Genomic DNA, 20,098 nt, shown 5'->3' with positions numbered 1-20,098 from the left:
GTCAGACGTGGCTGCGGCGGCGCGCGACCTCGGCCAGGGTGACCGCGGCGGCCACGCTCGCGTTGAGCGACTCGACCTCCGAGGCCATCGGGATGCCCACCCGCAGGTCGCAGGTCTCGCCCACCAGCCGGGACAGCCCGCGCCCCTCGGAGCCGACCACCACCAGCAGCGGGCCGATCGCGGCCTCGAGCTGGTAGAGATCCGTCTCGCCGTCGGCGTCCAGCCCGACCGCGACGAATCCGGCCTGCTGGCAGGCCTTGATCGCCCTGGTCAGGTTGACCACCTGGGACACCGGCACCCGGGCCGCGGCGCCGGCGCTGGTGCGCCACGCGGTCGCGGTGATGCCCGCCGCGCGGCGCTCGGTCATGAAGACGCCGTGCCCGCCGAACGCGGCCACCGACCGGATCACCGCGCCCACGTTGCGCGGGTCGGTGATGCCGTCCATCGCCACCAGCAGCGGCGCGGTCTGCTCCATCGAGGCCGCGATCAGGTCGTCCAGCGGCTCATAGGCGAACGGCGGCACCTGGATGCCGATGCCCTGGTGCAACACCCCGCCGGTCATCCGGTCGAGCTCGTTGCGGCTGATCTCCAGGATCGGCAGGCCCCGGTCGCCGGCCGTGCGGATGATCTCGTTGACCCGGTCGTCGATGTCGATGCCGTGGGCCACGTAGAGCGCCGTGGCCGGCACCCCGGCGCGCAGCGCCTCGACCACCGGGTTGCGCCCGAGCAGCAGCTCGGGACCCTCCCGGGTCGGATTGGACTTGCGCCCGGGCGCGATCCGCGGACCGCCGCGCGGCACGTTCCTGCCCCGCTGCGGCACCGGCCGGCCGCCGGCGCCACGACCGCCGCCGCGACCCCAGGTGGTGTCCTTGGTGCCCGGCACGCCGACCTTGGGCACCCGCCCCTCGGCGGCCGCCGCGCGGCGCTCCTTGTCCTGCTTGCGCGCCGTCTTGGCGGGCAGTTCCTCGGTGCCCGAGTAACCCTTGTGCCAGGGTCGCTCGTCGGCCGGCAGGGTGCGCCCGCGGCCCTTGAGGCCACTGCGGTTCTTGCCGCCCGAGCCGAACTGAGCGCCCTTCTTGGACGTCACACGGCGGGTGCGGTTGGACGAGTTACCCGGCATCAGTGCTGCTCTCCCACGGTCCAGCGGGGTCCGGCCGGGGTGTCTTCCACCTGTACGCCCGCATTCTTCAATTGGTCGCGAACCGCGTCCGCGGCCGCCCAGTCCTTGCGAGCCCGGGCCTGGGCCCGCTGCTCGAGCGCCAGGTGGACGAGCGCGTCGACCACCGGCTTCAAGTCGTTTCCACGCTCGGCGCCACCCCACGCCGGGTCGAGCGGGTCGAGACCCAGCACGCCCAGCATGGCCCGGACCGCGGTCAGCGCCGCGCGCACCCCGGTCTCGTCGGAAGCGGCCAGCGCGGTGTTGCCCTCGCGGATGGTGTCGTGCACGACGGCCAGGGCGGCCGACGTGTTCAGGTCGTCGTTCATCGCGTTCGCGAAGGCCGGCGGCACGTCCATCGGGTGACCCGGGCCGACCACCTCGACCGCACGCTGCACGAAGCCCTCGATCCGCCGCCACGCCGTCGCGGCCTCGCGCAGCGCCTCGTCGGAGTAGTCGATGCGCGAGCGGTAGTGCGGAGAGCCCAGGTAATAACGCAGCTCGACCGGCCGGATGCCCATCGCGGTCACCGCGGCGGCGTCGATCACGTTGCCCAGCGACTTGCTCATCTTGGCCTCGCCGAGGTTGAGCAGCGCGTGGTGCACCCAGTAACGCGCGAACGGCAGCCCGGCCGAGCGGGACTGGGCGATCTCGTTCTCGTGGTGCGGGAAGGTCAGGTCGAGCCCGCCGCCGTGGATGTCGAACTCGGCGCCCAGGTAGCGCCGGGCCATCGCGGAGCACTCGATGTGCCAGCCCGGCCGGCCCCGGCCCCACGGCGAGTTCCAGGTCGCGTCGGCCGGCTCGTCGAGCTTCAGGCCCTTCCACAGCGCGAAGTCGCGGAAGTCGCGCTTGTCTTTCTCGCCGCCGTCGGCCGGCGGGCGCATGTCGTCGGGGTGCTGCCCGGACAACGAGCCGTATTCCGCATAGGAAGGCACGTCGAAATAGACGTCGCCATTGCCGCCCTCGGCCGGGTATGCGTGGTCGCGCTCGATCAGCTCGCCGATCAGCTCGTGCATCTCCGGCACGTGCGCGGTGGCCAGCGGCTCATAGGTCGGCGGCAGCACGTTGAGTGACGCGTAGTCGGCGTCGAGGACCAGCTTGTTCTCATAGGCGATCGCCCAGTAGGGGCGGCCCTGCGCGGCGGCCTTGTCGAGGATCTTGTCGTCCACATCGGTGATGTTGCGGACGAAGGTGACCTCGTAACCGGTGTTGATCAGCCAGCGCCGCAACACGTCGTAGTTGACCGCCGACCGCAGGTGACCGATGTGCGGCACCGACTGCACGGTCAAACCGCACAGATAGATCCCCACCTGACCGGGCGTCAGCGGGACGAACTCCCGGACGGATCGGGTGGCGGTGTCATGCAGGCGGAGCGTCACCGGTCAAGGGTACCGACCCTGGCGAACCGGTTGACGCTCCGCCTGTGTGCCTGTGGATAACTCCTAGCCGCCGGTCACCGCCGCATACGCGTCGACGATGCCGTGACCGTAGAAGCCGTTGAACTTCGTCCCGCCCTCGCAGAAGGCGTCGAACTCCACGCTGCGGCCCTCCCGCACGTAGCTCTGCAGGCGCGGCGTCGGGCACGGGGTCTCGGTCGCCGACCGGTAGAGCCGACGCTCGACCACGTCCGGGTCCAGGGTCAGCCCGCCGCGCTTCTGGTCGGTCCGGCCGTACTGGCTGACGATCAGCGCGGCCACGCCGGCCGCGTGCGGGGCTGCCATCGACGTGCCCTGCGAGTAGGCGTAGTAGCCGCAGACGCCCGCGGCGTTGCACGACTTGAAGGTGTTCGGCGCGCCGAGCGGCGTGATGTTGCCGTCGGCGTCGACCCGGCCCGCGGCCTGCAGCACCTTGAGCGGGTAGGTGGACAGGATCTGGTTGCCCGGCGACAGGTACGCCGGGGTGCCGAAGCCGTCCCGCGACCAGCCACCCGGCGCCGCGACGGAGGTCTGCTCCACGCCGTAGTTGGAGAAGTCCGACTTGGTGGTGGACGGCCCGACCGACGAGACGCCGATCACGTGCGGGCCCTCGGCCGGCAGGTCCCAGCAGGTCCGGTTGTCGATCGGCCGGTCGTACGGCGTGCCGCCGTAGTCGGGGCTGCTGATGTCGGTCCGCGGCGCGCCCAGGTCCTCGTGGTTGTTGCCGAGCGCCGCGACCAGCGTGACGCCCTTACGGTGGGCATAGTTGAGCGCCCGGCGCATGCCCGCGATGATCGCCTGCTGTTCGGCCTGCGCCTCCGGGCTGTCGGCCGGGTTGGCCGTGCAGTTGTAGAGCCACGGGTCGACATAGAACGACATGTTCACCACGTCGATGCCGGCGTCCCCGGCATAGGTCAGCGCGTTGACCACCGGGTCCAGGAAGAAGTAGCCGGAGTCCTGGCCACCCTTGAGCTCGACCAGCGTCACGCCGGGCGCGACGCCGGAGACGCCGGTGCCGTCGAGCGAGGCGCCGATGATGCCGGCCACGTGCGTGCCGTGCCCGCCGTCGTCGGTGCCGGTCGGGTCGAGGCAGCTCGCCGCCTCACACGGGCCGTCCACCGCCGGGATGTCCGGCGCGAAGTTCCGCGACAGCACCCGGCTGTATCGCCTGGCCAGGTCGGGATTGGTCGCGTCGAGGCCGGTGTCGAGCACACCCACGGTCACGCCGCGGTCGCCCTTCTGCACCCGGTGCGCCTCGTCCGCGTGGATCATCTTCTGACCCCACGTCTTGTCGTCGAGCGGATCGGTCCGGGGGGCCCGGGCAGCTGCTGCGGCGCGGGGGCCGGCCGCCACCTCCGCGACCGTGAGGTCCTTGGGCGCGTACCCCACGGCCTTGCGCTCGCTGGCGCCGATCAGCTCGGGTGACCCGGCGACGGAGCTGCGGAAATCGGCGTCCGCCGAGCTGACGCGGAAGACGCCGACGGCGTCGTTGCGGCTGACGATCGTGCCGCCGGCGGCGGTGATCGCGGCGACGGCGGCGTCCGCGGCCACTCCGTCCGCGGCGACCACGGTGTAGTCACCGGGCGTGGACGGAGCGGCGGTGGCCGCGGAGACGGGTACCAGCGAAAGCGCGACGACGGTCGCGGTGGCGACGGCCGAGGCGAGCAGGGGTCTTCTCATGGTGATCATCCCATCGAATGAGATCGACCCCCACAAGTGACCTTTACGGTCGGGTCATCCGGAGAACATCCAGAGCCTGGTCCAGTTGCTCCTCGGTGAGCGTGCCGTTCGCGACGTGACCTCGCTCGATGACCACCGCGCGGATCGTCTTGTCCTCCTGGAGTGCCTGCTTGGCGATCGCGGCCGCCTCGTCGTAGCCCAGGTGCCGGTTGAGCGGCGTGACGATCGACGGCGAGCCCTCGGCATAGCCACGGGCGACGTCCTCGTTGGCCTCCAGCCCGTCGATGCACCGGTCGGCGAGCATCCGCGCGGCCGCGGCCAGCAGCCGGACCGACTCGAGCAGGTTGCGGGCCATCACCGGCAGCATCACGTTGAGCTCGAAGTCGCCCTGGGTGCCGGCGAAGCTGACCGTGGCGTCGTTGCCGATCACCTGGGCGCAGACCTGGCGCACCGACTCGGGCACCACCGGGTTCACCTTGCCCGGCATGATCGACGAGCCCGGTTGCAGATCGGGCAGCCGCAGCTCGCGCAGCCCGGCGCGCGGCCCGGAGCCCATCCAGCGGATGTCGTTGACGATCTTGTAGAGGCTCACCGCGACGACCTTGAGCTGGCCGGACGCCTCGACCAGCGCGTCCCGGGCGCCCTGCGCCTCGAAGTGGTTGCGCGCCTCGGAGAGCGGCAGGCCGGTCATGTCCTTGAGCGCCGCGATCACCGCCGGCGCGAAGCCCTGCGGGGTGTTCACGCCGGTGCCGACCGCGGTGCCGCCCAGGGGCAGCTCGGCCAGGCGGGGCAGGGTGTCGGTGAGCCGGTCGATGCCGTACTGCACCTGCGCGGTGTAGCCGGAGAACTCCTGACCCAGCGTCACCGGGGTGGCGTCCATCAGGTGCGTGCGCCCGCTCTTCACCACGGTCGCCCAGGCGTCGGCCTTGGCCTTGAGCGCGGCCGCGAGGTGGTCGAGGGCCGGGATCAGGTTGCTGGTGATCGCCTCGGTGGCGGCCAGGTGGATCGAGGACGGGAACACGTCGTTGCTGGACTGCGAGGCGTTGACGTGGTCGTTGGGGTGCACCGGGTGGCCGAGCTCACGTGCGGCGAGTGAGGCGATCACCTCGTTGGCGTTCATGTTCGACGAGGTGCCGGAGCCGGTCTGGAACACGTCGATCGGGAACTGGTCGTCGTAGCCGCCCTCGGCCACGTGCGCGGCGGCCGTGGCGATGGCCTTGGCCAGGTCGTCCTCCAGCACGCCGAGCTGGGCGTTGACCTGCGCGGCGGCGCCCTTGATCTGGGCCAGCGCCTTGATGTGCGCCGGCTCCAGGCCACGCCCCGAGATCGGGAAGTTCTCCACCGCCCGCTGGGTCTGCGCCCGCCACAGGGCGTCGGCCGGCACCCGGACCTCGCCCATCGTGTCCTTCTCGATCCGATATCCGCTCGCGTCAGTCGTCACGCTTCATTCGTACCCCAAACGCGCCTCCGGTGGACGCGCTCGACAACGGAACGTATCGTCGGCCAGCGTTTGTACCCGCCTCACGAACAGGATCTTTCCCATGCGACGCGCCCTCCTGGCGATGGCCCTCGGTGGCGCCCTGCTGACCACTGCCGCCGCCTGCGGAAGCGACAAGGCGGACACTCCGGACGCGGCTCCCACGACGGAGGCCTCCTCGGCGGCGCCCACCATCGCGGCCCCCGACTACTCCGCCAACACCAAGCAGGTCTGCGGAAAGGTCACGTCGATCTACGACGACGGGTTCGACGGCTTCAGCACACAGATGGGCAAGATGATCGCCAACAAGGAGGCCAAGCAGGCCGACGAGGCGGAGAAGGCGGAGAAGGCCGCGAAGGACGAGCTGAAGAAGGTCGGCGCCCAGCTGAAGAAGGAGATCGCGGCCGCCGAGGACCCGGAGCTGAAGACGGCCGGCGAGACGAGCGCCGCAAAGCTGGCGAAGAGCGCCGCGGACGCCAAGTTCTTCGACTCGATCAAGACCGCGGCCGACCTGAACAAGAAGATCGAGGCAAAGATCCTCGACTGGATGACCCCGGTCCGCGGCTACTGCGCCTGACGCCGATCGACGACCTCGGCCGCTCGTGGCGGGGTGTTGCGCGACGGCAGGTCCAGGTTGACACCGCCGAGCCGGGAAAATCGCGCGGCGAGCGCGGAGAACAGCTCTGCCTTCAGTTCGTCCTCGGCGTTGCCCCGAGTCTTCGACTCCATCAGCGCTTGCCGATGGTCAGGGTTGGCTTGGTGACCTCGGCGAAGAAGTCGTTTCCCTTGTCGTCGACCACGATGAACGCCGGGAAGTCCTCGACCTCGATCTTCCAGATCGCTTCCATGCCCAGCTCCGGATATTCCAGCACCTCGACGCGCCGGATGCAGTCCTGCGCCAGTCGGGCCGCCGGCCCGCCGATCGAACCCAGATAGAAGCCGCCGTGGGTCTGGCAGGCCTTGGTCACCTGGGTGGACCGGTTGCCCTTGGCCAGCATCACCAGCGAGCCGCCGGCCACCTGGAACCTCTCCACATACGAGTCCATCCGGCCGGCCGTGGTCGGGCCGAACGAGCCCGACGCGTACCCTTCGGGGGTTTTCGCCGGTCCGGCGTAGTAGACCGCGTGGTCTCGCAGATAGGCCGGCATCGGCTCGCCCGCGTCCAGGCGCTCCGCGATCTTGGCGTGCGCGATGTCCCGGGCCACCACCAGCGGGCCGGACAGCGCCAGCCGGGTCTTCACCGGGTATTTCGCGAGCAGCGCGCGGATCTGGTCCATCGGCTGGTTGAGGTCGACGCGGACGACCTCTTCGTGGTCCAGGGTCTCGTCCGGCAGGAAACGGGCCGGGTCGGCCTCCAGCCGTTCGAGCCAGACGCCGGACGGGGTGATCTTGGCGACCGCCTGGCGGTCGGCCGAGCAGGAGACCGCGATCGCGACCGGGCAGGAGGCGCCGTGCCGGGGCAGCCTGATGACCCGTACGTCGTGGCAGAAGTATCGCCCGCCGAACTGCGCGCCGATGCCGAAGTCGCGGGTCAGCTCGAGCACCGCCGCCTCGAGTTCGACGTCCCGGAAGCCGTGTGCCGTCATCGCGCCCTGCCGGGGCAGGTTGTCCAGGTATTTCGCACTGGCCAGCTTGGCCGTCTTCAGCGCGTGCTCGGCGCTGGTGCCGCCGATCACGATGGCCAGGTGATAGGGCGGGCAGGCGGCGGTGCCGATCAGCCGCAGCTTCTCGTCCAGGAACTGCATCATCCGCGCCGGGTTCAGCAGCGCCTTCGTCTCCTGGTAGAGGTACGACTTGTTGGCCGACCCGCCGCCCTTGGCCATGAACAGGAACTTGTACGCGTCCGGCAACCCGCCCGGGTCCTCGGCGTAGAGCTCGATCTGCGCCGGCAGGTTGGAGCCGGTGTTCTTCTCGTCCCACATGGTCAGCGGCGCGAGCTGCGAGTACCGCAGGTTCAGCCGGGTGTAGGCCTGATAGACGCCGAGCGCGATGGCCTGCTCGTCCTGCCCGTCGGTGAGCACGTGCCGTCCGCGCTTGCCCAGCACGATCGCGGTGCCGGTGTCCTGGCACATCGGCAGCACCCCGCCGGCCGCGATGTTCGCGTTGCGCAGCAGGTCGAGCGCCACGAATCGGTCGTTCGCCGAGGCCTTCGGGTCGTCGATGATCGCGCGCAGCTGCGCCAGGTGGGCCGGCCGCAGGAAGTGCGCGATGTCGTGCATGGCCTCGGCGGTGAGCGCGGTCAGCACGCTCGGCTCGATGGTCAGGAAACGACGCCCGCCCGGCCCCTCGACCACGTCCACGCCCTCGTCCGCCACCAGCCTGTACTCGGTGGTGTCGTCGCCGAGCGGCAGGAGTGGCGCATAGGAGAAGGGGACAGGTCTGTTCATGAGCGGCAAGCCTAAGCCAGGCGACGGCTTCATCGGTACGGGAGGTACGCCATGTCCCGCCCGTCGACCGCGATCAGCCCGTCCGGCCCGGTGGCGAACACCTTCGCCTCGGTGCGTGTCTCCACCATGACCCGCCCGCTCGACGGCGCCACCGCCACGATCCGCCGTGGCGAGGTGTTCGCGATGACCGCCGCATACGGGGTCAGCGCCGCCGACGCATCGTCGTTCACCGACCGGCGCCAGGCCACCCCGCCGTTGCTCAACGACCGCCCGCTGAACGTCTTCCGGTCGGCGCTGCGCACGATCGCGTACGCGTCGTTGACCGCCATCACGTCCTGGTCCTTGTCGCCGTGCCAGAGCCGCCGCCCGTCGTGCGCGGCGAGCAGTTCCTCACGGCCGACCGGGTCCACGCCGAGCACCACGTCGTCCCCGCCGGCCGGATCGCGGTCCTGCTTGCACGAGCCGCCGTTGTCCGCGGTCCGCAGGTTGAGCCCGTCGCGCTGCCACACCACGCCGGACGGCGGGTCGTTGGCCACCACGCTGTAGTAGCAGGTGCCGTCCTCGGCCTTGCCGGTCACCGTGAGCACCCGCCCGCCGGTCACCGCGACGCGCTCGTCGACCTTGGGCGACACGGTCTGCACCACCCGGCCCGAGGCGGTGTGCACGATCCGCACCCGGCCCTGGTCCGGCAGCCCGATCAGGGCCGGCAGATAGGGCCGCCCGGCCACCTGGTCGTCTACTTGGGACGCGGTCAGCGGTTTGGTGTCCGGCAGGTCCGGGTTGGCCGCGTCCAGCACGAAGCCGATGCCACCGGTGCTCACCGTCCACAGCGGACGCACTCCGCGCGGGTCCCAGGCGGAGAGCACGCACTCGCCGCCCTTGACGCAGCGCAGGTCGAGCACCGCGTCCCGGTAGGCCCACACCGCGGTCGCCGCGGTGTCGGTCCGCCGCACCACGCCGGTGCGCGGGTCCCGCACCTGGTAGCCCTTGGTGAGCAGCTTTCCGGTGACCACGACGGCGTCCGCACCGAGTCCGGCCACCGAGGCCCAGTCCGCGTCCGACTGCCACAGCTTCACGCCCGCGCCGAGGCCGTAGGACTCGACCCGGGTGCGGTACTCCACAACCACGGCGTCGCCGGCCACGGTCACGCTCTCCGGCGAGCCGCTGAGCTTGATCTGCCACTGCGAGGCGCCCTCGGCGATCGGCCCGGCGGTGGTCACCCAGGCCCAGACCTGCGGCCACGGGTTGAAGACGCGGGTGGTGGCCAGCAGGACGAGGGTCACGACGACGAGGATCGCCGCGTAACCCTTCGGCGTGCCGCCACCGGAAGCCACGCCACACGCTAACGAGATCGACGGGGCTCGACCGGCAGGCCGAAATGCCCGTGTCGTCGGTTATATCGGCTTCGCCGCTTCCAAGACCAAGGGCATGATCCGGTACGGGATCAGCTCGGCGAGCGCGATGATCGTGGCCGCGCGCAGGATGCCCTCGTAGCCCAGGATCCGGTCGATCACCCGTTGCAGGTCGGCGTTCGACCGGGCCACGACCCGGCAGAGCACGTCACCGCTGCCGGTGATGGTGTGCGCCGCCAGCACCTCGGGGATGTCCGACAGGTGGCGGGCGACGGCGGTGTGCCCGTACCGCTGACTGATCTCGAGGGTGACGAAACTGGTCACGCCGAAGCCGATCGACGCGGGCGCGACGTCCGGTCCGAAACCGCGGATCGCGCCCCGCGCGATCAGCTTGTCCAGCCGGGCCTGGACCGTGCCGCGGGCGACGCCGAGCCGGCGCGACATCTCCAGGACGCCGAGCCGTTCTTGCAGCAGTTCCAGAATGCGGGCGTCGATCTGGTCAAGTTGTACAGCCATAGTGACTGAGCACCCTACCGATTGCGCAGAGTGCGCAGCCGAAAAACAGCCGATTGCCTAATCCGAGGAACGAGCCCAGCCTCACTTCATGACGCAGATGATGGAAAGCGCGACTCAGACCGACGACGTCTTCCCCGTCCAGGGCGTCGACTACCTGCAGTTCCTGGTGGGCAACGCGAAGCAGGCGGCCCACTACTACTCGACCGCCTTCGGGATGACCTGCGTGGCCTACCGCGGCCCGGAGAACGGCTTCCGCGACCACGCCGAATATGTGCTGACCAGCGGCGGCGCCCGCTTCCTGATCACCGGCGCGGTGCACGCCGGCGCGCCCGGCGCCGAGCACGTGACCAAGCACAGCGACGGCATCCGGGACATCGCGCTAGCGGTGCCGGACGTCGACAAGGCCTTCGCCCACGCGGTGGCGGCCGGCGCGCGTGCGGTGACCGAGCCGCACGACGCCAAGGACGAGCACGGCACGGTCCGGATGGCCGCCATCGGCACCTACGGCGACACCATCCACACCCTGATCGACCGGTCCGGCTACGACGGCCCGTTCCTGCCCGGCTTCGTGAGCCGCCGCCCGATCGTCGACCGCGGCGCCGCGATCGCCGCCGGCGTCCAGCCCAAGCGCTACTTCCAGGCCGTCGACCACGTGGTCGGCAACGTCGAGCTCGGCAAGATGGACGAGTGGGTGGAGTTCTACCGCCGCGTCATGGGCTTCACCAACATGGCCGAGTTCATCGGCGACGACATCGCCACCGACTACTCGGCACTGATGTCCAAGGTCGTGGCGGACGGCAGCCGCAAGGTGAAGTTCCCGCTCAACGAGCCGGCCGTCTCGCAGCGCAAGTCGCAGATCGACGAATACCTGGAGTTCTACGGCGGGCCCGGCGCGCAGCACGTCGCGGTGGCCACCAACGACATCCTGGCCAGCGTCGACGCGATGCGCGCGGCCGGCCTCGAGTTCCTCGACACGCCCGACTCGTACTACGACGACCCCGAGCTGCGGGCCCGGATCGGCCGGGTGCGGGTGCCGATCGAGGAGCTGAAGAAGCGCTCGATCCTGGTCGACCGGGACGAGGACGGCTACCTGTTGCAGATCTTCACCAAGCCGGTGCAGGACCGCCCGACGGTGTTCTTCGAGCTGATCGAGCGGCACGGTTCGCTCGGATTCGGCAAGGGCAACTTCAAGGCGCTGTTCGAAGCCATCGAGCGGGAGCAGGAGCTGCGCGGGAACCTGTAACACTGTCCGGGTGAATCAGTACCCGGCATACCCGCCGCCGCCCGGTTACCGCCCCTTGCCGCAACCGATGAGCCCGGGTGGGCAGCCGCTGGCCGACTTCGGCACGCGGCTGCTCGCCTACATCATCGACGGCGCGATCCTGAGCGCGATCGCGATGGTGGTGTTCGTCCCGGTGATCCTGATCTTCACCTTCAGCCAGATGGACAACCTCGAACAGTCCACGGCGGCGGACGGCGCGACCCCGGAGTTCGGCTCCTTCTTCGTGCAGTTCCTGCTGCTCGAGCTGGGCCTGATGGTGCTGCTGCTGATCGCGTACTACTTCTACTTCGTCGAGATGATGTATCGGTCCGGCCAGACCGTCGGCAAGAAGGCGATGAAGATCCGGGTGGTCCCGCTCGACCCGTCCGCGCGGATGACCCGGGGCATGGCCGCGAAGCGTTACTCGGTGGAGATCCTGGCCGGCACGATCATCCCGTTCTTCGGCTGGCTGAACGGGCTCTGGATGCTCTGGGACAAGCCCTACCAGCAGACCCTGCACGACAAGTTCGCGCAGACCGTCGTGATAAAGGTTGGCCCATGAGCTCGTTGCCGGCCGGTTGGTACAAGGATCCAGCTGACCCCGCCACCCAGCGCTACTGGGACGGCGAGGGCTGGATGGGCAAGGCGATCCCGGCCGACGCGACGCCGCCGGACGGCCCGCCACCGCCCGAGCCCGACCCGCCGGCCGAGGTGACCCCGGCGCCGGCCCCGGCCACCGGTGGCGCCAAGCCGGCCGACGTGCCTGACTTCCCGCAGACCTGGACGCCGCCGCCGGGCTACCCGCCGCCCCCGCCCGGCTGGATGCCGCCGCCGGGGTGGACGCCGCCGGCCGGCTGGCTGGTGCAGGCGCGCCCGCACGGCCTGGCGCTGGCCGGGATGGGCAAGCGGCTCGTCGCCCGGCTCGTCGACGTGTTCGCGGTGCTGCTGCTCAACGTGGTCGTCAACGGCTACTTCGCCTACCAGTTCTGGCTCGAGTTCGCGCCGACGTACCGGCAGGCGATGGCCGACCCGTTCGGCGAGCAGCCGACGCCGAGCGCGCGGTCGGAATACCTGATCTGGACCATGCTGATCATCGCGACCCTGCTCTGGCTGCTCTACGAGGCGCCGGCCATCGGGTCGCGCGGCCAGACGTTCGGCAAACGGCTGGTGCGCATCAAGGTGATGGCGGTGGAGAACACCGAGCCGATCGGCTTCGGCCGGGCGTTCCGGCGGTGGGCCCGGCTCGGGCTGTGGACGCCGTTCTGGGGCTGCGCCGGGCTCGGCTTCCTGCTGCAGCTGATGGACTCGCTGTCGCCGCTGTTCGACCAGAAACTCCGGCAGGCGCTGCACGACAAGACCGCCCGCACGGTCGTCGTCGCGCTGCCGCCGGGCGACCGCGCACCCGCACCCGCCGCACCCGGTGGCGGCTCCTCGGAAGGACATCACGGATGACCCGGCTGACCCGCGCCGACCTGGACGCGCTGCCCAACTACGTCCCCGGCCGCAACGTCGCCGACCTGGCCCGCGAGCTGGGCATCGCCGAGGCGATCAAGCTGGCCAGCAACGAGGTGCCGTTCGGCCCGCTGCCCGGTGTGCCGGAGGCGGTGATGGCCGCGGTGTCGTCCGTGCATCGCTACCCGGACATGGGCGTGGTCGAGCTGCGCGAAAAGCTCTCCGCACGTTATGGAGTGCCGGCCGGCCGCCTGGTCACCGGCTGCGGCTCGGTGGCGCTGTCCGAGCACCTGGTGAAGGCCACCTGCCTGCCCGGTGACGAGATCGTCTACGCGTGGCGGTCGTTCGAGGCGTACCCGATCATCGCGGCCGGCGCCGGGGCGACCAGCGTGCGCGTGCCGAACAACGCCGGGCACGGTCACGACCTGCCGGCCATGGCCGCGGCGATCACCGACCGCACCCGGCTGGTGATCGTGTGCAACCCGAACAACCCGACCGGCACGGCGGCCGGCCGCGCCGCACTCGACCGGTTCCTCGACGACGTGCCGTCCGACGTGCTGGTGGTGCTCGACGAGGCCTATCGCGAGTTCGTCACCGACCCGTCTGTGCCGGACGCCATCGAGACGTACGCGGACCGGCCGAACGTGGTGGTCCTGCGCACCCTGTCGAAGGCCTGGGGTCTGGCCGGGTTGCGGATCGGCTTCCTGGTCGGCCAGCCCGAGGTGGCCGCGGCGGTGCGCAAGGTGGTGACGCCGTTCTCCACCAACCTGGTCGCCCAGGCGGCGGCGCTGGCCGCGCTCGATCAGGAGGCCGAGGTGGTGCGCCGGTGTGCGCTGGTCACCGCCGAGCGCGATCGGGTCGGCGAGGCGCTGCAGAAGCTCGGCGTCGAGATCCCGCCGAGCCAGGCCAACTTCGTCTGGCTGCCACTCGGCGACCGCGCGGCGGCGTTCGGCTCGGCCTGCGAGAACCGCGGCGTCATCGTCCGCGCCTTCCAGCCCGACGGCGTACGCGTGACGATCGGCACACCGGAGGAGAACGACGCCTTCCTGGCCGCCGCGGAGGCCGCCCTCGCCTGAGTCTCGAAATCCCGCCTGGCCGGCCCGGTCAGGCGGCGACCGTCTCGCCGTGGCTGGGGAAGGCGGCCCGGCTGAGCAGGACCAGGAGCCCGGCGAAGACGACCAGGGCCGCGCCGATCGCAGGCAGCGCGCCCAGCCAGCCGGCGCTGACGAAGCGCTCGCCGACCAACGCGCCGGCGCCGATGCCGACCTGGAAAGCCACCACGTAGACCGCGGACGCCGCGTCCTGTGCCTCCGGCGCCACCCGCAGGATCGCCGCCTGCAGACAGACCGGGCTGGCCGTGAACGCGCCACCCCAGAGCAGCGCGGCGACGATCGTGGGCGCCGCCCCGAGCACCGGGACGAGCAGCACCAGCGACACCGCCATCACGCCGATCAGGGTGAGCAGCAGCGGACCCGGTCGCCGGTCCACGAAGCGGCCCGCGGCCCAGTTCCCGAGCAGCCCGGCCGCGCCGTAGCCGAGCAGCAGCGCGCTGAGCGCCGTCCCCTCCAGCCCGCCGTCCCGCCGGACCAGCGGCGCGATGTACGTGTACGCCGCGAAGTGCCCCACCACCAGCACCGCCGTGATCAGGCAGACCGCGGCGACCGGCCGGGACCGGATGATCGCCACCGAGGCGCGCAGCCGGGCGCCGGTCCGCAGCGCCAGGTCCTTGGGCAGCGCCGGCATCGGCGGCAGCACCCGCAGCAGCACCAGCACGCCGATCGCGCCCAGCGCGGCCAGCACCCCCAGGGCCGCCCGCCAGCCCAGCCACTGCCCCAGTGCGGTGCCCAGAGGCACGCCCAGGACGATCGCCAGCGAGTTGCCCAGGAACACCATCGCGGTGGCCTTGCCGGCCTGCCCGGGCGGCGCGAGACGGGCCGCCACCGGGGCGATCGCCGACCAGAACACCCCGTGCGCCACCGCGCAGATCAGCCGGGCCAGCACGAGCATCGCGAAGTTCGGCGCGAACGCGGCCGCCAGCTGGGAGATCGCGAAGATGCCGACGGTGACGGCGATCAGCAGGTGCCGCGGGATCTTCATGGTGATCGCGGTCAGCGGGATCGTGGTCAGCCCGGCGACCACGGCATAGCTGGTCAGCAACAGCCCGACGTCCGCCTCGGAGACGTCCAGCCCCTCGGCGATCTGCGGCAGCAGCCCGACCGGGATGGTCTCCGCCGTGACATAGACGAAGGCCGACGCCCCGAGGGCGCCGAGCGCGAGTCGCTTCAAGCCCTGACCTCGAACAACCGCCCGGTGCGCGCCCCCGCGAACATCGCACCCGGATCGGAGAAGTCCGCCGCCACCACGTAGAGCGTCCCGTCCGGTCCCAGCGCGCAGTCGAACCCGCCCCGATCGAGCGGCACGGTGTCGAGCACCTCGCCGCCCTCCCGCACCCGCCGGCAGTGTTGATTGGGCACGTCGGCGTACCAGACGGCCCCGGCCGGGTCGAAGCAGATGCCGTCCGGCGCCGCGCCGGGCAGCTCGGCCCAGATCCGTTGCCCGGTGAGCGAACCGTCCGGCCGGATGTCGAAGGCGCTGAGCCGGCCGGCGTGCGACTCGGCGACCACCAGCGTGCCGCCGTCCGGGCTGACCGCCATTCCGTTCGGGAAGCTCAGGTCGCCGGGCATCCGGCGCACCTCGCCGGACGGCGTCACCACTGCGACGAAGCCGGGCGCCGGGGCGCCCTCCGGGAAGTCGTAGCCGATGTTGTTCACGAAGACGTTGCCGCGCGGGTCGATCGCGATGTCGTTCCACGGCGTGGTCACGCCCAGCCCGGAGAGGTCGGCGAAGTGCGCCGCGGACGGGAGCTCCAGCAGCCGCTGATGGGCGCCGTTGGTGGCGACCATCCGGCCGTCCGGCAGCCAGTCGAAGCAGAACGGCAGCCCCTCGACGCGGGCCTCGACCGTTCGCTCCTTCGCGACCGAGATGACCTCGCCGGCCACCCAGTCGCTGAACCAGACCCGTCCGTCGTGCCAGCGCACCGACTCGCCCAGCACGATGTCCGTGAGCAGCACGGTCGGCGGATGCATCAGCGCAGACTACGACCCCAGCGAGGCGATCACCACGGGTTCTTGATTGAAGGGCGAGCCGTCCGCCTCGAGCCGTTCGACGGCCAGGTATCCGCCGGCCGCCTGCCAGCCGCCGACCTGCCAGAGCGTGCCCTCGTTGTCGACCCGCAGCGGGAACGCGGCCGCGCCGACCAGCAGCCGGCGGTCGTCGGTCAGCGTGAAGCCCGCGCCGGTCACCGGCCCGGTCGAGCCGGCCGGGCGCAGCGTCACGCCGGTGCAGTCGGCGCAGCGCTCGACCCCGGTCGCCGCGGTCAGCGCGCGCACCTTCCCGTCGTGGCGGATCAGCACGTCGGCGCCGTCGGCGAAGAGATCAGGCGGCGACCACACCGCCGTACGCGAGTCCGTGAAGCGCCCGCCCGCCGGCCCGTCCCGGCGCCACAGCTCGCGCCCGGTCGGCCCGTCGATCGCCACCAGCAGCCCGTCCGACCAGCGCGAGACGACGGTGGTGCCGGCCGCCACCACCCCGCTGACCTGCTGCGGCCAGCGCCGGAACGACCAGGACGGGGTGTACGTGGTCTTCAGCGAGATCGGCCCGTCGGCGCGCACCTGGCGCTTGCTCGCGAAGACCCGCAGCCGCCCGCCGACGAGCAGCGGCGGCAACGCGGTGCGCCCGGTCACGCCGGCCGGTGGGTTCGGTGTCAGTGGGATCGGGCCGGAGGACAGAAGCTCCGCGGGGCGGAACACGCGCCACCCGGCGAGCAACACCAGAAGCGCCAGCACGACTCGCACCAGCACCCGGGTCACGAGGCCCGACTCTATCGTCAGGCGGCGGCGGCCAGGTCGTCGAGATCGCGGCGCAGGGCGCCCTCCACGGTCTTCGCGGCCAGCCCGCCGAACACCAGCGCGAGGAACCGGCCGGTCGGCGCGGTCGGCGTGCCCTCCTGCACCACGGTCACCATCGTGCCGCCGCGGTGCCGGCCCTCGGTCACGCCGACGAATGTGTAGGTCATCCGGTAGTCCGCGCCGATGCCGGGCGACTCGACCACGAATTTCTGCGGGACCGTGCACTCGCGGACCCGGAACTCCTCGGTGATCTCCGCGCCGTCGGCCATCATCCGGGTCTCGCGCCAGATCGTGCCCCGGTCGAAGGGACCGTCGGTGAGCAGCGTGACCTCGGTGACCGTGGACAGCCACGCGCAGCGGGACGGCAGGTCCGTGAAGACGCGCCACACCTCACCGACCGGTGCCTCCACCAGGCGTGTCACCGCAACCATCGACATGGCGTGACCTCCCGCGTACAACTTACGGGGAACGGCCGGTGTCGAACAGTGATTACCTGACGACTCGGCTCAATCGAAGCCGCCGTTGACCAGACCGAGACGGATCAGCTCGGTGAGCGGGTCGACCACCCCGGCCGCGCCGAAGCCCACCCACAGCGGTCGCGGCTCGTCCCGGCGGGCCCGGGCCGGCTCGACCAGCGGCACCGGGTGCGTCGCCGCCAGCGCCTCGGCCACCTCGGCCACCTCGTGCCCGTCCTCCGCGTGCAGCGCGGCGACCAGCACGTTCAGGAAGCCGTGGTGGGTGAACCCGGTCTCCGGATCGGTGTGCCGCAGGGCGTGCCGGATGCCCGCGGCCAGCTTGAACGGCAGGTCGCGGTCGCGGCACGCACAGATCACCGCGGCGAGCTCGACCGGCGTCGGGAACAGCTCGGCGGCCAGCCCGCCGATCCGGAACTTGGGCGCGATCCGCAGTCCGTCGGCACGGGCGTCCGCCACCGCGTCGAGGGCGGCCAGCAGGCCCCAGCTCAGCGGGATCTCGGCGTACACATCAAGGTCTTTGTCCTGGGCACTCAGCCGACGCAGCTCCGCGAGGCCGGGTTGCGGGTCCTCGCCGCGCCGCGCCACCGCGGCCTCGATCTGGCGCACCACCGCGCCCGACTCCCGCAGTTTGGCGACCGCGTCCGGCAGCGTGCCGAGCGCGACGTCGTTGATCACGCCGACCGGCAGGCCGGGAAAATCAAAATCAAGGTCGAGGAGCGACGCGGGTACGAGCAGACTGCCCAGAAGTCCCGCATACCAGGAGTTTTCGTGATCGCGGAACGTCCGGGTGGCGTCCGCGGCGGTGATGATGCCGGGCGGAAGCAGGGACGCGTCATCGACGAGCCCTGCGAACAGCGGCGGCACCAGCGTTGACACGAAACCGAACCTAATGGACGCTGCGAGAGGTGGACAACAGCGTCCGCTATGTCGGAATTCCGGTACGGGTGAAGGTGGGCGACGATGCCGTACTACCGCCGCGTCGGCGAGGTGCCGAGGAAGCGCCATACACAGTTCCGCAGGCCGGACGGCATGCTCTATGCCGAGGAGCTGATGGGCCAGGAGGGATTCTCCTCCGACGCTTCGCTGCTATATCACCGCAATCCACCCACGGCGATCTCCGCCGCCGAGGCGTTCGACCCGCCCGCGTCGAGTCAGGCGCCGAACCGGCCGCTCAAGCCGCGCCACCTGCGCACCCACAAGCTGGACGCCGGCCCGGCGGACGCGGTGCTCGGCCGGCACGCGTTGCTGGCCAACAACGATGTCCGCATCTCATATGTGGTCGCGGACCGCCCGTCGCCGCTCTATCGCAACGCGATCGGCGACGAGTGCCTCTACTTCGAGTCCGGCTCGGCGACCATCGAGACCACCTTCGGCGTGCTCGAGGTGCTGGCCGGCGACTACGTGATCATCCCGACCTCGGTGGTGCACCGGATCATCCCGGACGAGCAGGTGCGGATCCTGGCCATCGAGGCCACCGGCCACATCGGCCCACCGAAGCGCTATCTCTCGGTGCGCGGCCAGTTCCTCGAGCACTCGCCGTATTGCGAGCGGGACGTGCGCGGCCCGACAGAGCCGTTCATCACCGAAGGCAGCGACGTGGAGGTGCTGGTCAAGGCGCGCGGTGGCTGGACCAAGCACGTTTACGCCCGGCATCCCTTCGACGTGGTCGGCTGGGACGGCTGCCAATACCCGTGGGCGTTCTCGATCCACGACTTCGAGCCGATCACCGGGCGGGTGCACCAGCCGCCGCCCGTGCACCAGACGTTCCAGGGCCCCAACTTCGTGATCTGCTCGTTCGTGCCGCGCAAGGTCGACTATCACCCGCTGGCCATCCCGGTGCCGTACAACCACCACAACGTGGACTCGGACGAGATGATCTTCTACACCGGCGGGAGCTACGAGGCGCGGCGCGGCTCCGGCATCGAGCAGGGGTCGATCTCGCTGCACCCGTCCGGCTTCACGCACGGTCCCCAGCCGGGCGCGGTCGAGCGGGCGTTGGGCGCCGAGTTCTTCGACGAACTGGCCGTCATGGTCGACACCTTCCGCCCGCTCGATCTGTGCGACGCCGGTCTCGCGGTGGAGGACACCGGCTACGCGTGGACCTGGAACCGCTGACGGCTCACGGAATCCGGAACTCGTCGCCGTAGACGTGGAACACCAGCGGCGTGTTCAGGTCGAGGTTGCCGTTGTTGAGGAAGACGCGCTGGGCGGTGTCCACCCGGGACGTGTCCGAGTGCGCCTCCTCCTTCTTCATCTCGACGACGCGGGCGTCCAGGAACGCGTGCAGCCAGGCCGTCTCGTTGCCACCCTGGGACGGGGGCTGAGCGACCCGCAGCGCCGCCGACCGGATGGACCGGAAGCCGGAGTAGCCGTGCATCACCGCGGCGTCGTAGTAGGCGAACTGGCCCAGCGCGCGCACGCCGTCGTTCTTGCCGTCGCGCACCGAGGGGTTGAAGTAGACGCGATCCCGCTCGGCCTCCTGCGCGGCCTGGAAGGCCGGGTCCTGCGCGGCGGTCGCCCAGTCGCGCGGGTAGTTCGGGTCGAGGCCGGCGTGCGAGTCCGAGCCGTTCACCCGGCGCAGCGCCGGCAGATAGGGCGCCAGCACATTGGACGGCTTCGCCGCGGTGTACGCCTCGACCAGCTCGAGCATGTCGCCGGTGCCCGAGCAGAAGCCGATGATCCCGGCGGTGTAGCCGCGCCCGTCCCCGATGTCCTCGATGTAGCGGAACTGATCGCGCCAGTTGAGCGAGGAGTTCTCCGCGGCGCTCACGATCTGCATCGCGACGTCCTTCTTGGCCGGATCGTCGAGCGGCGTGCCGTTCGCCGGCGGTGGCGGTGTGGTGCCCCCGCCGGGCAGCGTCCACTTCTGGTTCGCGCTGTCCGAGCAGGTCCAGATCTGCAGCCGGGTGCCGTTGGCCGAGCTGCCGCCGGTCACGTCCAGGCACTTGCCGGAGGCCGGGTTGCGCAGGCCGCCGTTCACCGCGGTCCACTTCTGCGCGCCGGTGCCGTTGCAGTCGT

Annotated in this window: 20 protein-coding genes; 6 read left to right on the top strand and 14 right to left on the bottom strand. The window is 71.0% G+C overall.

Features of this window, described 5'->3' with window-relative positions:
- Position 1: 1 nt before the first annotated feature.
- The 4 genes from rlmB to ACZ6TI_RS07415 form a co-directional block, all read right to left on the bottom strand.
- Entirely contained in the window at positions 2 to 1,120 is a 1,119-nt protein-coding gene (rlmB, locus tag ACZ6TI_RS07430) for a 23S rRNA (guanosine(2251)-2'-O)-methyltransferase RlmB (RefSeq protein ID WP_465344122.1), read from the bottom strand.
- Entirely contained in the window at positions 1,120 to 2,535 is a 1,416-nt protein-coding gene (gene cysS / locus ACZ6TI_RS07425; RefSeq protein WP_465344121.1) for a cysteine--tRNA ligase, read from the bottom strand. Before cysS ends, rlmB begins: the two co-directional genes overlap by 1 nt.
- Before the next feature lie 63 nt (positions 2,536 to 2,598).
- Complete coding sequence (locus tag ACZ6TI_RS07420) at positions 2,599 to 4,251, bottom strand: S8 family serine peptidase (protein ID WP_465344120.1); 1,653 nt, start codon at positions 4,249 to 4,251, stop codon at positions 2,599 to 2,601.
- Between the two features lie 43 nt (positions 4,252 to 4,294).
- Positions 4,295 to 5,692 (bottom strand): class II fumarate hydratase, encoded by a 1,398-nt coding sequence (locus ACZ6TI_RS07415; RefSeq protein WP_465344119.1) that lies wholly within the window; start codon positions 5,690 to 5,692, stop codon positions 4,295 to 4,297.
- Between the two features lie 100 nt (positions 5,693 to 5,792).
- Here ACZ6TI_RS07415 and ACZ6TI_RS07410 point away from each other — a divergent pair, with 100 nt between their 5' ends.
- The gene (locus tag ACZ6TI_RS07410) at positions 5,793 to 6,305 is read left to right on the top strand and encodes a hypothetical protein (RefSeq protein ID WP_465344118.1); all 513 of its coding nucleotides are present in this window, start codon (positions 5,793 to 5,795) and stop codon (positions 6,303 to 6,305) included.
- On the opposite strand, the gene ACZ6TI_RS07405 is transcribed toward ACZ6TI_RS07410, so the two are convergent.
- Genes ACZ6TI_RS07405 through ACZ6TI_RS07390 form a run of 4 tightly spaced genes read right to left on the bottom strand, consistent with a single transcriptional unit; the run spans position 6,293 to position 9,983 of the window.
- Entirely contained in the window at positions 6,293 to 6,457 is a 165-nt protein-coding gene (locus ACZ6TI_RS07405; RefSeq protein WP_465344117.1) for a hypothetical protein, read from the bottom strand. The two genes, ACZ6TI_RS07410 and ACZ6TI_RS07405, sit on opposite strands and share 13 nt — an antisense overlap.
- On the bottom strand, positions 6,457 to 8,115 hold the full coding sequence (locus ACZ6TI_RS07400; protein WP_465344116.1) for a fumarate hydratase: 1,659 nt from the start codon (positions 8,113 to 8,115) through the stop codon (positions 6,457 to 6,459). Before ACZ6TI_RS07400 ends, ACZ6TI_RS07405 begins: the two co-directional genes overlap by 1 nt.
- A 29-nt stretch (positions 8,116 to 8,144) precedes the next feature.
- A complete protein-coding gene (locus ACZ6TI_RS07395; RefSeq protein ID WP_465344115.1) occupies positions 8,145 to 9,449 on the bottom strand; it encodes a hypothetical protein in 1,305 nt (434 codons plus the stop codon).
- A 60-nt stretch (positions 9,450 to 9,509) separates the two neighbouring features.
- Positions 9,510 to 9,983, bottom strand: coding sequence for an Lrp/AsnC family transcriptional regulator (locus ACZ6TI_RS07390; protein ID WP_465344114.1), 474 nt, complete (start codon positions 9,981 to 9,983; stop codon positions 9,510 to 9,512).
- Between the two features lie 88 nt (positions 9,984 to 10,071).
- Between ACZ6TI_RS07390 and hppD the strand changes: the two genes are divergently transcribed.
- The 4 genes from hppD to hisC are packed head-to-tail and all read left to right on the top strand — an operon-like array spanning position 10,072 to position 13,772.
- Positions 10,072 to 11,226: a 4-hydroxyphenylpyruvate dioxygenase gene (gene hppD, locus ACZ6TI_RS07385; RefSeq protein ID WP_465344113.1), complete on the top strand. Its 1,155-nt coding sequence runs from the start codon at positions 10,072 to 10,074 to the stop codon at positions 11,224 to 11,226.
- A 10-nt stretch (positions 11,227 to 11,236) separates the two neighbouring features.
- Positions 11,237 to 11,806, top strand: coding sequence for an RDD family protein (locus tag ACZ6TI_RS07380; RefSeq protein ID WP_465344112.1), 570 nt, complete (start codon positions 11,237 to 11,239; stop codon positions 11,804 to 11,806).
- The gene (locus ACZ6TI_RS07375) at positions 11,803 to 12,696 is read left to right on the top strand and encodes an RDD family protein (RefSeq protein ID WP_465344111.1); all 894 of its coding nucleotides are present in this window, start codon (positions 11,803 to 11,805) and stop codon (positions 12,694 to 12,696) included. Before ACZ6TI_RS07380 ends, ACZ6TI_RS07375 begins: the two co-directional genes overlap by 4 nt.
- Positions 12,693 to 13,772, top strand: coding sequence for a histidinol-phosphate transaminase (gene hisC / locus ACZ6TI_RS07370; protein WP_465344110.1), 1,080 nt, complete (start codon positions 12,693 to 12,695; stop codon positions 13,770 to 13,772). The genes ACZ6TI_RS07375 and hisC overlap by 4 nt, the downstream gene beginning before the upstream one ends.
- Before the next feature lie 28 nt (positions 13,773 to 13,800).
- Here hisC and ACZ6TI_RS07365 read toward each other — a convergent pair whose 3' ends face one another.
- The 5 genes from ACZ6TI_RS07365 to ACZ6TI_RS07345 all read right to left on the bottom strand — a co-directional run bounded on the left by ACZ6TI_RS07365 (position 13,801) and on the right by ACZ6TI_RS07345 (position 17,956).
- On the bottom strand, positions 13,801 to 14,982 hold the full coding sequence (locus ACZ6TI_RS07365) for an MFS transporter (protein WP_465344109.1): 1,182 nt from the start codon (positions 14,980 to 14,982) through the stop codon (positions 13,801 to 13,803).
- Positions 14,979 to 15,782, bottom strand: a complete 804-nt coding sequence (locus ACZ6TI_RS07360) for an SMP-30/gluconolactonase/LRE family protein (RefSeq protein ID WP_465344108.1) — start codon at positions 15,780 to 15,782, stop codon at positions 14,979 to 14,981. The genes ACZ6TI_RS07365 and ACZ6TI_RS07360 overlap by 4 nt, the downstream gene beginning before the upstream one ends.
- 9 nt (positions 15,783 to 15,791) lie before the next feature.
- Positions 15,792 to 16,565, bottom strand: coding sequence for a hypothetical protein (locus ACZ6TI_RS07355; protein WP_465344107.1), 774 nt, complete (start codon positions 16,563 to 16,565; stop codon positions 15,792 to 15,794).
- 17 nt (positions 16,566 to 16,582) lie between these two features.
- Complete coding sequence (locus ACZ6TI_RS07350) at positions 16,583 to 17,041, bottom strand: SRPBCC family protein (RefSeq protein ID WP_465344106.1); 459 nt, start codon at positions 17,039 to 17,041, stop codon at positions 16,583 to 16,585.
- A 69-nt stretch (positions 17,042 to 17,110) separates the two neighbouring features.
- Complete coding sequence (locus tag ACZ6TI_RS07345) at positions 17,111 to 17,956, bottom strand: hypothetical protein (protein WP_465344105.1); 846 nt, start codon at positions 17,954 to 17,956, stop codon at positions 17,111 to 17,113.
- 84 nt (positions 17,957 to 18,040) lie between these two features.
- Here ACZ6TI_RS07345 and ACZ6TI_RS07340 point away from each other — a divergent pair, with 84 nt between their 5' ends.
- Positions 18,041 to 19,195 carry a homogentisate 1,2-dioxygenase gene (locus ACZ6TI_RS07340; RefSeq protein WP_465344104.1) on the top strand — a complete coding sequence of 385 codons (1,155 nt, stop codon included), beginning with the start codon at positions 18,041 to 18,043 and terminating at the stop codon, positions 19,193 to 19,195.
- Positions 19,196 to 19,199: 4 nt separating this feature from the next.
- On the opposite strand, the gene ACZ6TI_RS07335 is transcribed toward ACZ6TI_RS07340, so the two are convergent.
- Positions 19,200 to 20,098 (bottom strand): chitosanase (locus tag ACZ6TI_RS07335; protein ID WP_465344103.1); only part of this gene is annotated, 899 nt, incomplete at its 5' end.

The sequence above is a fragment of the Actinoplanes sp. NPDC051388 genome (assembly GCF_055586225.1).
Note: the sequence above shows the minus strand (reverse complement) of the source record. Positions and strands in the feature narration are given on the sequence as shown.